We start from the raw sequence: 13,673 nt of genomic DNA, 5'->3' as shown, positions 1-13,673 counted from the left end.
TTTACTTATGCGCTACACCCCGTTTTCAATACTCATATTTATCTCAACGCATCCAGATATTTTCCATCCAAAACATCCTTCAAGTACTGTCCATACTGATTCTTCTTCAAAAGCTCGTACACTTCCAGTACCTCTTCCTTGCTGATCCAACCATTCAGATATGCGATCTCTTCCAGACACGCAATCTTACGATGCTGATGCGTCTCCATCGTCTTTACGAAGTTCGTTGCATCAACCAGGCTCTCATGTGTACCTGTATCCAGCCATGTGAAGCCCTGTCCAAGCAATTCTACATTCAGATTTCCCTTCTCCAGATAGATCCGGTTCAAATCGGTAATCTCCAGCTCTCCACGTGCAGACGGTTTCAGATTCTTCGCATACTCTACAACATGATTATCATAGAAATAAAGACCAGTTACACAGTAATTGCTCTTCGGCTGTGCAGGCTTTTCTTCGATTGAAATTGCTTTTCCATCCTGATCAAACTCTACAATTCCAAAGCGCTCCGGATCATCTACATAATAGCCAAATACGGTAGCACCCTTTCCACTCTCTGCATTCTTCACAGCCGCCTTCAAGCGCTTCTTCAAGCCATGTCCAGCGAAAATATTATCACCCAATACCATTGCCACAGAATCGTCACCAATGAAATCCGCACCAATGATAAACGCCTGTGCCAATCCATCCGGTGATGGCTGCACTGCATAAGTCAGATTCACGCCAAACTGATGTCCATCTCCCAGCAGCTCCTCAAAACGCGGTGTATCTGCCGGTGTTGAGATAATCAGAATATCCCGAATGCCTGCATTCATAAGTACAGACATCGGATAATAAATCATCGGCTTGTCATAAATCGGGAGCAACTGCTTCGATGTTACTCTGGTCAATGGATATAAACGTGTACCGGAACCTCCGGCTAAAATAATTCCCTTCATAAATTAATTCTCCTTTTTATTAATTTGACTTATATCATTAACAAATTGTTTAATCTCTCATGGATAATATTCATATAATCCCTCTGCAAAAATAGGTGTCTTCCAAGAAATACAGAAGACACCTATAAGCATATCATATATAAACTATCAAACATCTGTCAAATTTTAGTAACTAGACTGCAATACACTTTAAGTGTAACGCAGGCGATTACTAGAGTCAATAGTATTTTTCGTTTCTTATTTCAACTCCACCGAATTCGGTGCGGTTCCATAATCATAATATTGTTTTCCCTCATCAACCAAATGCTGGTGAAGTTCTCCAATCGGGTGAGACTCATAAAATTCCGGAGTGATATCTGCGAAGTAAGCTTTTGCATTCATTCTGTCATAATCTTCCGTCCCAAATCCCCAATTTCCATGATGGCTCAACTGAACATAATCGCCCGTCAGCTCGTCTCCATATGTCTCAAACAAATATTTATTCATGTCGGCCTTGACATCACCTGTATACAAAAAACTTTCATCCTGATTCGTAATTTTCATGCACAAAGAACCATCATTCTGATAATCCAAATCCGGACCAACATTCTGCTTCACAATATCATCAAACGCATTATACACATGGATCCGCAGACCGCACACTTCAAGCTCCTCATCTCTTCTCAAATGAATAATATTATCTGCATCCTTTGTTAGATTATGAAATGTCTCCAGAGGTTCCAATCCCATACTGTCATACGGTTCCCCCGCTTCCTTAATAAATTCGTAATCGTAGCCATTATCATATATCTTATCTATAGTCACTCCCTGTGGATCCGCATAAATCACATTAAATGCACCAACGTGATCACTATGTGTATGAGAGATAAACCATGCATCAACATGATTCCCATTCTGGGCAATAACCTTTCTTAATGCCGGGGCATTCTCAGCCCATCCACCATCTATAATAATCAAATGTCCACTGTTCGTAATTGTATAACAATTCGCCTGTCTTCCCGTCGCATCTGAATATTGTGTGATTATGCATCCATCGGTATTCATTTTCTCTTGATTTCCTGTTTTATTATGCATATGAACCGCTGCGGAAATACCTCCCAGCGCTAATACACATAGCAAAGCAAAAATTACGATTCTTCTATTCATAGTTCACAATATCCTTAGATTAATATTTCTTCCTTCACACCCTTAAATTCCACTTTATCATCTTGGCATTATAATTGCAAGGTTCATTGTGACATGGTACAATATTATTGATATTATACGATAGAGGTAACAACATGAATAAATTAAAACACTTCCTATTAAATAGTAAAAATATTAACAAATCCAGTTTCATCTGGAATATGGCAGGAAGCATGCTCATGGCGTTTCAGTCTGTTATCATGCTGATGATTATTACCCGTACATTAAATCTATATGAGGCAGGGGTATTTACACTCGCCTATGCAAGTGCTAATCTCTTCCTGAATATTGGTAAATACGGCATGCGTAATTTCCAAGTGTCCGACGTCAAGCGCCAGTTTAACTTCAAAGAATATAATACCTCCCGTATTATTACAACTCTATTAATGTTGATTGTTTCACTCATTTACGTCGTAATCGCCACAAGCAAAAATGATTATAGTATGAACAAAACATGGATCATCATATGGATGTGTCTGTTTAAGATTGTTGATTCTATCGAAGACGCCTATCTGGGGTATTACCAGCAAGAAAACCGGCTTGATGTAGCCGGAAAAATGTTAACTCTACGTATGATATTAACCATACTGGTATTTGGGTTGGGACTGATATTCCTACGTGATCAGCTAATGTCTCTGATGATCGCAACTGTATTTACCACATTACTTTTAATAATGTTTGTGACACTTACTTACCCAGCTTTCCGAAAAGAAGAATCTGTCCACAAAGGAAAAGTCTGGGAATTGTTACGCGTTTGTTTTCCCCTGTTTTTAGGCTGTTTCCTCGCCTTTTATATTGGAAATGCACCCAAATATGCGATTGACAGTTTACTCAGCGACGAAATGCAGGCATGCTATGGTTTTATAGCCATGCCGGTATTTGTGATTGGATTGCTGAACAACTTTATATTCAGTCCGATGATTGCAAGAATGTCTATGATGTGGAAAGAACGACAAAATAAAGATTTCTTTCGATTATTTTGGATACAGATTTTAATCATTGGAATTATTACTATTGTCTGCGAGGCAGGAGCTTTCGTTCTTGGAGTACCGGTATTATCCATGCTATATAACACAGATCTTGCACCATACAAAACAGAGTTGCTTGTGTTATTATTGGGCGGTGGCTTCCTTGCTTTATCCGGGTTATTCGTCACAATCATGACTATCATTCGGATTCAGAACAGTCAGGCAATTGGATATGGTATCGTAGCAGTTTGTGCATATATTCTATCCCCAATCTTTGTGCGGAAATATGCTGTTATGGGAGCCTCTGTTCTCTATCTTCTGCTTATGATCCTTTTATGTATTATCTTCGCAATCATGATGATGATTGGATTCAAAAAGAAAAGATCCGACGCATAAAGCACCAGATCTTTTCTTTTTATAATTCATCAACTTATCTCAACGCATCCAGATATTTTCCATCCAAAACATCTTTCAAGTACTGTCCATACTGATTCTTCTTCAGAAGCTCGTACACTTCCAGTACCTCTTCCTTGCTGATCCAGCCATTCAGATATGCGATTTCTTCCAGACACGCAATCTTGCGATGCTGATGCGTCTCCATCGTCTTCACAAAGTTCGTTGCATCAACCAGGCTCTCATGTGTACCTGTATCCAGCCATGTGAAGCCCTGTCCAAGCAATTCTACATTCAGATTTCCCTTCTCCAGATAAATCCGGTTCAAATCGGTAATCTCCAGCTCTCCACGTGCAGACGGCTTCAGCTTCTTCGCATACTCTACAACATGATTATCATAGAAGTAAAGACCGGTTACACAATAATTACTCTTCGGCTGTGCAGGCTTCTCTTCAATCGAAATTGCCTTTCCATCCTGATCAAACTCTACAATACCAAAACGCTCCGGATCATCTACATAATAACCAAATACGGTAGCTCCTTTTCCGCTCTCTGCATTCTCCACAGCCGCTTTCAGGCGCTTCTTCAAACCATGTCCAGCAAAAATATTATCGCCCAATACCATTGCCACAGAATCATCACCAATGAAATCCGCACCAATGATAAACGCCTGCGCCAGTCCATCTGGTGATGGCTGCACTGCATAAGTCAGATTCACACCAAACTGGTGTCCATCTCCCAGCAGTTCCTCAAAACGTGGTGTATCTGCCGGCGTTGAAATAATCAGAATATCCCGAATCCCAGCATTCATAAGTACAGACATCGGATAATAAATCATAGGCTTGTCATAAATCGGGAGCAACTGCTTTGATGTTACTCTGGTCAATGGATATAAACGTGTACCGGAACCTCCGGCTAAAATAATTCCCTTCATAAGCTTTTTCTCCTTTACGATACAATTTATTATAATTAAACCTGTCTATTTAAGCTCTATTCAAAATTAAGTTATATTCAATCCATGTTATTTCTTCACTATAACCTTCTATACTTTTTAAGCCATGTTTGCATACTCTAAAATCGCTTCTTCTATCAAAATCTCCGGTTCATATCCAATATCTTCTTTTATATGTTCTAAAGATACATCCCAAATATAATCATCCATAAAATCTTCTTTTCCACTAAATATTATCCTGGAATCAGACTCTAACAACTTTACACACAATTCAGCCAATTGCTTATTTGATACCGCATTATAACTTGAAAGATTGTATATTCCATGCGCCTTCCCACTATATAACGCAAGATATAAAGCCTTTGCAATATCCCGAACATGTACATACGTCTGAACCCGACTTCCCTTTCCCGACAGTATCAAGTCTTCTCCGTTCTTTGCTTTTGTTACAAATGTCGGGAATATTGTCTTCGGATTCACACCCGGTCCTACTGGAGCAGATATTCGAAAACTAGCTGTTCTCACCCCATGCATATAATCTGCATAATTTGCAAGTAATTCTTCTGCAATTTTCGTTGCATGATACACTGTAGGCGGTTTCAAAGAATGTTTCTCTGTAATCGGATGCTCCTCTGGTTTTCCAATGACCGGTAAACTTGACAATTGTAAAAATACTCCGATATGTTCTCGTTCCGCAAATTCAAGCAGTCTCTGAGTTCCTACACAATTATGTGCAACAACTTCCACATTATAAGGTTCTTTACGCATATCCGCTGCCAAATGGATAATAGCATCAATCTTATCCACTTTAACAGATGCCATAATTCCATCTATCGCTTCTGAATCCATATCACAACAAATGTACTCATCAACTTCTGGTACAGACTTTTCTCTACGCCCTAAACCAATGACATATTCACCTTTTTCTTTCAGATATTTACAAACATGTCCGCCTATAAATCCGTTTGATCCTGTGATTAAAACTTTCATCTACATTTCCTCTTACATTTAGATAATATGATAACAATTTTTATATGCTTGTTCCCATTGTCCTCTTTGCCTTAGGATATATTGCATAACATCACGAAATGCGCCTTCCCCACCTTTTTTCGTTGAAATATAGTCTACTATTTCTTTTATTTCATCAGCAGCGTCACTTGGACATGCTTTAAATCCAGCTAGTTCCATCCCCATATAATCATTAAGATCATCCCCCATATACGCCAATTCATTAAAATTAATCTTTCTATCGCCAATAAATTTTTTCAAATAGCCTACCTTATCAACAATCCCCTGTTCTAATAAATCTACTTGCATTTCCTTCATTCGACGTTCCGTAGCTTGGCACCTTCGTCCCGTAATTACAACTGTAAAAATCCCACATGCTTTTGCTGTAAAAAAACCAGCAGCATCCTTTGTATTAAACTTTTTAAATTCATTCCCCTGTTCATCATAATAAATCCCTCCATCCGTTAACGTTCCATCTATATCAATAACCATATACTTAATAGTAGATAACGCATTTGACTGAATATTGGGAATTTTTAAATTACCATTCATATAATAAGATGTATACATTATTTTCTCCTAAGGTTATCAAAAAGATATGTTATTGCCGTTTTTATTTCTGATGTTTTTACATCATGTACAACCAACAAGCTCATATCTGGTTTCATTAATACTGCTGTAAGATCTGTACTTGTTTGTTTTTTATCCTTTCTTATTGCCGCCATTATTACATCCATATTCATAGGTATACTCTGGATATCTACATGTATAATTTTCCATATTACATTTTCTATTCTATTTACTATTGACTCCTTTAACCATCCACGCTTTAACGATATCCGGTTTGCCACAATCATTCCCATGGCAACTGCTGTTCCATGTGGAATTACATAATTACTCATTGTTTCAAATGCATGTCCAAATGTATGGGCATAATTCAAATGTATTCGAATTCCTCTGTCAAACTCATCTTGCTCTATAAACGCTTTCTTAAAGGCTAATGAATTATACACAAACTCTTCTAATGTTTTTTCATCTCTTGCCAAAAGCAAATTGATATTTTCTTCAACCTTTTTTATTCCCTTTTCACCATACATAACATTAAATTTTACAACTTCTCCTAAACCACTCTCAAAATCCTTTTCCGACAAACTTTTAAAGAATGGTGTACATATTTGAATCTGATCCGGCGGATAAAAAGTTCCCAAAAGATTTTTAAATTTTTTATAATTTAATGATGTTTTTCCCCCTATACAACTATCACACGCCGCAAGAAGCGTTGTTGGATAAAAAGTCCAATGTATTCCTCTATATAATACATTCGCTACAAAACCTGTAACATCTTGCACAATTCCCCCACCAAAAGAAATTAACTTTGCATTTCTCTTAGCTGGAATATTCGTCATAATTTCACATATTTGTAATGCAGACTCAATTGTCTTATTTTCCTCAATTGATTCAAAAATATAAAATTGATCTTTTGGAATTTTATTAAATAATCTTTCGACATATATATTATATAGCTTTTTATCAATTACCACATATGTATCTTTATCAATTTGAAGCTTCTCTATAACATCAAAATTATTATTTACTGTTACTTCATAATCTTTCGAACTTGCCTTAATAATCATTTTTCTGAATATCCTCCATCTATAGTTATTTTTTGTCCCGTCAAATATGTGTTTTTATCACTACATAAAAAATAAACTACCTCCGCCATTTCTCTAGGTTCTGCCATTCGACCCATTGGAATATCCTTATTGATACTTTCAATCTGCTCTAATGTATTATTTTTATATGTTAATTCTGTCAATGTAAACCCCGGGCATACTGTGTTAACAAGAATATTGTATGGTGCCAATTCTACTGCCAATGTATTTGTAACTCCATGTACTCCATTCTTTGTTGCACTATATACACATCGCCCTCCCTTAGAAACAGTTGCCCATATTGAACCAATATTTACAATACGTCCATATCTTTTTTCTTTCATCTTACCTACAAAACCCCTAAGCAATCTAATAGGTGAAATTAAGTTAATCTGCATCATCTGTGTTAATTCGTCATCTTTTATCTGTGTTATTTCATTAATCTCATTAACACCTGCATTGTTAACGATTACATCAAAATATTCATCTTTATGGTTAGCTATATACACCTCAACTGATCTAGGATCACTTAAATCCATCTCCTTCCTTGTTGGGCACACCAATATATAGCCTTCTTCCTTGAATTTCTCGGCAATTGCTTTGCCTATTCCTCGAGATGCACCAGTTATTAATACTTTTCTCATTATTATCTCTCCATTTAACTACTCATCTGCAAATATAACCTTAATGTTATTATTATAATTTTTTACCGCATTTATCATTTCTTCTTTATTTTCATATTGATAATAAATATATGCAATTCGTTCGTTGAGGTAATCATTTATTGCCCCATTCTCACCCAACATATCTATTTTCTTAAAAATATGGGGACTTATACTATTATCGATTTCATATCTCCTTATCTTTCCATTATGAGGAGCCATTATACCATGATGTCCGCAATACTTATACTCTATATCTGTAAATTCCAGTCTATCACAGGATTCACCCAACGCAGCCTTTATATACGCCTCTTCCCATGGAAACCCTGTCGTTTTATCCGCCAACATTAAAAACTGATTTCCAAAAGCCCGCCGCATTGTTTCAATAATGTATGGTTTTCCGTCTTTCATGATATATTGTAACGCTATGATTCCATCTACCAAATTTAAATCTTCAGCCATATTTTCTATAATCATCTTTAATTCAGGCTCCACCCTCTCTATACAATCCGCTGGTAGTGTCTCAGACTGAATTAAATATGGGTTTATAGGGGAATAACAATTACAACTTGTTGAAACATATACTTTTTTATTAATAAGAAATGTTACATATGTATGCTGTGTTCCTATCACAAACGGTTCAATAACAATATGCTTATCTCTCGATTTTTCATATGAATAATCTACAGCTTCTACAGCTTCTTCATATGTATTGGCACGTCTGATTCCCTTTCCTCCCGTCAAGTCATTCGCTTTGACAATAATTGGATATTCTATTTGCTTAATATAATTTAAAGCATCCGCCTTATCTTCTGGACAATATGAATGCGGAGCCGGTATATTATGTTTGTACACATATTGTTTGAACAGATTTTTGTGATGTAACAATTTTGCAATCTCATATTTATCATGTCCTGGCCAACCCATCTGTTCTGCAACATACGCTGCTGTAAGAACACCAAAATCATTCGCGCAACTAATAACACCCTCTATATCATTGTCTTTTACAATCTGCAACACCTTTTCTTTATCTGAATAATCCGCTGGAATATATTCATCTGCATACTGATGTCCTATCAAATTTGGAGCATTTCCAGTCGTAATAACATACATTCCCATTTCTTTTGCTTTCTTTATAATTGGAGCTTCGCAGAAACTTCCATTTAAGACCAATACCCTTTTCTTTGCCATGTCAACCTATTCCTCCTCTTTATTTTCTATATTTATTTTTTCTTTAATTACGTATTGCGGTGCATTATTTATACATATATACATTCTCCCTATATACTCACCCAAAAGCCCAACAAAAAACATAAGCTCTCCCGTGAGGAATAATACCACGTTTATCGCAATAAATAACGAATAGTTCAACAAAATGCCCATTGCAAATTGTATAATCAAGATAATACTACACAACAACGCAATGAAAATATTTACTACACCTACATAAGTAGCTAATCGCAAAGGCTTTTCAGAGAAAGCTGTAAATCCATTCATCCATAAACCTAATAGCTTTTTTAATGTATAACCTGACTGTCCATAACTTCTATCCTGATGATCAATGTATACATTTGCTACATTCCTCGTAGCCCTTAACATTAATCCATGCACAAATGGATATGCATTCTTATATTTTACAACCTCATCAATCACAAACCGCTGACATACACAATAACTGTTTAATTCAATTCCCTTTGGCATACCAACCAAATGTGTAGACATAAAAAAACTAACTTTACTTCCAATCTTACGAAACAATGTGCTTTTTTTTTCTTTATACCTTGCAGATACTAAATCATATCCCTCTTCCAGTTTGTCTATCAATCGAAACATTTCAGATGGAGGATTCTGTCCATCATCATCCAAACACACAACAATATCCCCTGTTACTTCATTAAATCCTGCCATCAGTGCGCTATGTTGTCCAAAATTTTTCGCCATATTCAACACTTTTACTTTAGAATTATGTGCAAGATCAACTAACACACTATATGTATCATCCTTGGAACAATCATTTACACAAATTATCTCATAAGTGTATCTACCATCATTCTCTACTGTTTTAATAATATCATCAACAACTTTTTTTATACTTTTTTCTGAACAATAACACGGTATTACAAATGATAACTTCTTCATGATAATTCCTCTATCCTTTTATTTATTTTTTCCTTAACCATGGTATAAATACAACCTCCAATTAAAGCCATTAACCAAAAAATCAAAAAATTAAACGGCATAGGGATTCCAATACATAAGGGTTTAAATGTTACCTGCATTAAATATATTGATAATGTACTATCTCCAATAAGCTGGACACATCGCCATAGTTTATTTTCATTTCTTATTTTAATATCAGAAATGCTCAACATATAAAGTAAAACATTAATCCCAAAAATATATATACCTAAATGAATCAAAAACTGATATTTGTAAGCACTATTATATATCAAAATTTCAATATATTCCATAGCCCATACCAGAATACCACAAATACCACCGACAAAATAAAATTTGGAATACTTTCTCACTTTTTGCATATTTTTATTATTTATAATCTTTCGAATAATTCCTCCTGAAAAGAATGGTCCAAAATAAAATAAAACTTTAAACAATGAAAAACCTTCTAATTCAACACAAAATGTTGATAAATCCATTCCAAAAACATATGATACTATATATATTAACGCATATGCACACAGCACCCCTATGTATTTTTTTATACTCTGTCCCTTTATTGCAAAATAAAAAATAACATAATACAACAATATTGCAAAAACAAACCAATATAAATCGACATATCTTTTAATTAATACACTAAAATCAGTATTTGCAAATTCGGATTTTCCGTCTATAAGTATAATTCGTAACAAAAGAAAAATTATTGTTGCTGGTAAAATTCTATTAGCTCTCTTTTTTATCCATTCTCTAAACCCAATATTTATATTAGCTAAACAATATCCTGACAAAACAAAAAAAATAACGTTTCCTTGTCCTCCACCAATCGCCAACAATGAAATTGGATATAAATCACCACAATGACTATTTGTAATTAAAAGGCACGCCAAAAAGCGTAATACAACTATTCGATTATCTTTATATTTTTTATTTTCCATTACCAATTTCTCATTTTTCAAAATAATAAACGTCTATTTCACCATACATATTGACTATTTTCCCTAATTCCTCAACTTTATATCCTAATTCCGATATTTTATCTATAACTTCTCTATTGCTTGCACGCGCAGGAACAATAAAATAAAATCGGTTATCTGCATCCAAGTATTTGTCTCCCCTCGACAGTATAAAATCAGAATATAATGTTTTTACCTTTAACATCTCGGTATCTTTACTATTGAATATTCTTTTTTTATTTTTATCGTCCCAATATATCTTATAGCAGTTTGCACCACCGTAATTTCTTCCCGATATATTTATTTCATAATCTATAATATCTAATATAAATACATTTTTTGTTTTTGAAAAATCCATTTTTTTAAATGCACAATCCAACAAATCATCATAAAAAGAATATTCCAAATTATATGCATATAAATCACCCAATATCGGATATTTCCCATCTACACCCGAAACAATATTCATGCCTTCCCGCTTATCAGATTTATATGCCAATTTATATATTTCTTTTTGCCCAGTATTTATTGAATCCGCATATAATATAATAGACGGATCAGTTGTCCAAAACGTCTGAAATATCATCAATATATCAAGACAAATAATTGATAGATTTTTAAGCTTTCTGCTTGTAAATGATTCAATAAACAAAGGAATCAGTAGTGCAAATATCAAAGAAAACAGTGTCGTATATCTTGGGCAATTTGCATCAGAATTATATAACATTAATAACAATAAAACCAACAAAGAACTAAGATACAACGAATAAACGATAATCATATTATTAGATGAATCACTTTTTCGTTTATTTGTCCACACTATCCCTACTATTATCAATAACACCAATAACCAACGAAATCCAAAAACAAAAGTCTGCAAGAATGTATTCATAATTTGATTCTTATCTAACAAATTAATCATCGATGTACTTACAAATGTTCCATAAAAAGATTGCGATGTAAAATAGTCTCCATATTTAAACAAAACCATAAAACATAAAACTGGAAACAGCCATAAAAAAACTTTTTTCCATGACCACCAATTCATAAACTGTTTAAAAAAGGATTTTTTATTTTTATTGATATATACATCTATTATCATATAAGCAAATAGAAAAAACACATAAAAAGCAAAGCCCGTTATCTTGGTAAACGACATCAAAAATCCAGTAAACGAAATCAATAAATCATTTCCTTTTATTACCGCAGCTAAGAACCAAACCGCAAAAAATGTAACATTCCAATCCATATCGATATATGAAAATAGACCAACAATATATGGAGAGAACGCAAATAACAAACTAATCATGGAGGCCTGTAAGTTTGTAATATCTAGATATATCTTCTTTATTAGCCAATGAAGTATACATAAAGTAATAACCGTGATAACAAGATTAGCTATATATACTCCAATTATCCTACCTGGTAAAACAGCTTCTAAAGGAGCCGCAAACAGTGCCAATCCCTGTGCCCATTTCCAACAATTAAATGCACCTAAAAAGGATAAAAAATCCAAATTAAATAATTTTGTTGCCCTTACTAAACTGCCATAATAAATATTTGCATCATACCTTGGGACATTATTAAATTGCAGCAATTCAACAACAATTACAACACCTATAACCAATAATAAACTAAATGGAATTTTAATTTTTGAAGAAGATTTATTTTGAAAAATAATCTTGCCAAATAATATTGAACATAGATTAACTAATATTACAAATAAAATATTTCCAAAATGTAAAACAGTTGTCCCCTTTGCAAATATAAATACATCACAAAAATAAGAAACTATAATTGAAATAATAAATATTGCATTTATAAAATATTTATTATTCTGATAAATATTTTTTCTGTCTTTTCTATATTTATGTACTAACATCAGAAAAACACAGCATAATAAAAGCGGCAAAAGCATGAAATTAATCATATATGTCAAAAATGTAATAACACCTGTTCGCTTATATGTTAAATTTCCATTATTCTCCCACTCCAATAACTCAACGTCATCTGTACCCAGGAACAACCATTTTGCAATCGCAGCAGTAATAGAATTCTTGACCGCAAATTTTTCTGTTGATAAATATTGTGTTGTAACAACCGCGCTTTTTGCAGCAACAATACCTTTAGGCGCTAGTTCATAGTTCACGGAATAAGAACTGTATACTTTCACATCGTTATCTATTGCCACAATACCATACGAAGTATCTCCGCTGATAGTTCCTTTATTTATACAATTCGCAATCGTGCCTTGATAAAACTCTCCCGCAATACCTGCCGCACTATTTCCACATATATTTGCATAGTTTATACAATTAGCAATTACGGCATTCTCCCCTACTGCTTGCCCCGCAATCGCACCCGCAACCCTACCTTCTATATGCCCACTAATTATCTTGAGATTGACTACTTTTCCTCCCAAGCTTCCAAAAAGACCAGCATGCTCTTGCTCTGCAATATATAATTTACTAATACCATATCCATTTCCATCATAAATGCCCCAGAACGATTTTCCGCCTGAGGTATTTCCTATTGGTTCCCATTTTTCACTTTTTAAATCAATATCACATGTCTGTCGAAAATATATTCCTTGAAATGTTTCCCCTTCATTCACCAAATCTCTTAAATGATATAAATCTTCACAATTTTGAATTAAATATGGTTCTTTACCTGTCCCTTTTCCTGTAAAATCTTCACTTTTAGCATGCACATTCAAACACATCAACATACATACACTGATAACAGTGAGCAAAAAAAAGATTTTTTTTGTATAGAATCTCATAA

The 13,673-nt window shown here is 34.3% G+C and carries 12 protein-coding genes; 1 reads left to right on the top strand and 11 read right to left on the bottom strand.

All coding sequences use genetic code 11. The features are described from left to right. Positions 1–38 precede the first annotated feature (38 nt). Positions 39–935 carry a glucose-1-phosphate thymidylyltransferase RfbA gene (gene rfbA / locus H9Q76_RS01170; RefSeq protein WP_249321400.1) on the bottom strand — a complete coding sequence of 299 codons (897 nt, stop codon included), beginning with the start codon at positions 933–935 and terminating at the stop codon, positions 39–41. Between the two features lie 237 nt (positions 936–1,172). Beyond that, positions 1,173–2,081 carry an MBL fold metallo-hydrolase gene (locus H9Q76_RS01165; protein ID WP_021984798.1) on the bottom strand — a complete coding sequence of 303 codons (909 nt, stop codon included), beginning with the start codon at positions 2,079–2,081 and terminating at the stop codon, positions 1,173–1,175. A 134-nt stretch (positions 2,082–2,215) separates the two neighbouring features. Here H9Q76_RS01165 and H9Q76_RS01160 point away from each other — a divergent pair, with 134 nt between their 5' ends. After that, a complete protein-coding gene (locus H9Q76_RS01160; protein WP_117781728.1) occupies positions 2,216–3,484 on the top strand; it encodes a lipopolysaccharide biosynthesis protein in 1,269 nt (422 codons plus the stop codon). Between the two features lie 34 nt (positions 3,485–3,518). Here H9Q76_RS01160 and rfbA (H9Q76_RS01155) read toward each other — a convergent pair whose 3' ends face one another. The 9 genes from rfbA (H9Q76_RS01155) to H9Q76_RS01115 all read right to left on the bottom strand — a co-directional run bounded on the left by rfbA (H9Q76_RS01155) (position 3,519) and on the right by H9Q76_RS01115 (position 13,671). Then, positions 3,519–4,415: a glucose-1-phosphate thymidylyltransferase RfbA gene (gene rfbA / locus H9Q76_RS01155; RefSeq protein ID WP_117781727.1), complete on the bottom strand. Its 897-nt coding sequence runs from the start codon at positions 4,413–4,415 to the stop codon at positions 3,519–3,521. A 117-nt stretch (positions 4,416–4,532) separates the two neighbouring features. Further along, positions 4,533–5,423, bottom strand: a complete 891-nt coding sequence (locus tag H9Q76_RS01150) for an NAD-dependent epimerase/dehydratase family protein (protein WP_117781726.1) — start codon at positions 5,421–5,423, stop codon at positions 4,533–4,535. A gap of 18 nt (positions 5,424–5,441) precedes the next feature. After that, positions 5,442–6,011: a KdsC family phosphatase gene (locus H9Q76_RS01145; RefSeq protein WP_242995554.1), complete on the bottom strand. Its 570-nt coding sequence runs from the start codon at positions 6,009–6,011 to the stop codon at positions 5,442–5,444. Then, positions 6,011–7,075, bottom strand: a complete 1,065-nt coding sequence (locus H9Q76_RS01140) for an AroB-related putative sugar phosphate phospholyase (cyclizing) (RefSeq protein WP_249321399.1) — start codon at positions 7,073–7,075, stop codon at positions 6,011–6,013. Before H9Q76_RS01140 ends, H9Q76_RS01145 begins: the two co-directional genes overlap by 1 nt. Continuing rightward, complete coding sequence (locus tag H9Q76_RS01135; RefSeq protein ID WP_117781747.1) at positions 7,072–7,737, bottom strand: SDR family NAD(P)-dependent oxidoreductase; 666 nt, start codon at positions 7,735–7,737, stop codon at positions 7,072–7,074. Before H9Q76_RS01135 ends, H9Q76_RS01140 begins: the two co-directional genes overlap by 4 nt. An 18-nt stretch (positions 7,738–7,755) precedes the next feature. Next, positions 7,756–8,946, bottom strand: a complete 1,191-nt coding sequence (locus H9Q76_RS01130; protein WP_117781748.1) for an ATP-grasp domain-containing protein — start codon at positions 8,944–8,946, stop codon at positions 7,756–7,758. Between the two features lie 6 nt (positions 8,947–8,952). Continuing rightward, positions 8,953–9,894: a glycosyltransferase family 2 protein gene (locus tag H9Q76_RS01125; RefSeq protein WP_117781749.1), complete on the bottom strand. Its 942-nt coding sequence runs from the start codon at positions 9,892–9,894 to the stop codon at positions 8,953–8,955. Further along, a complete protein-coding gene (locus H9Q76_RS01120) occupies positions 9,891–10,871 on the bottom strand; it encodes an acyltransferase family protein (protein WP_118545693.1) in 981 nt (326 codons plus the stop codon). The genes H9Q76_RS01125 and H9Q76_RS01120 overlap by 4 nt, the downstream gene beginning before the upstream one ends. 10 nt (positions 10,872–10,881) lie before the next feature. Continuing rightward, positions 10,882–13,671 carry a hypothetical protein gene (locus tag H9Q76_RS01115; protein ID WP_249321398.1) on the bottom strand — a complete coding sequence of 930 codons (2,790 nt, stop codon included), beginning with the start codon at positions 13,669–13,671 and terminating at the stop codon, positions 10,882–10,884. Between the last annotated feature and the right edge of the window lie 2 nt (positions 13,672–13,673).

Origin of the sequence: Wujia chipingensis (assembly GCF_014337155.1) — a bacterium.
Lineage (GTDB): Bacteria > Bacillota > Clostridia > Lachnospirales > Lachnospiraceae > Coprococcus_C > Coprococcus_C hominis.
This window is presented reverse-complemented; position numbering and strand designations above follow the sequence as displayed.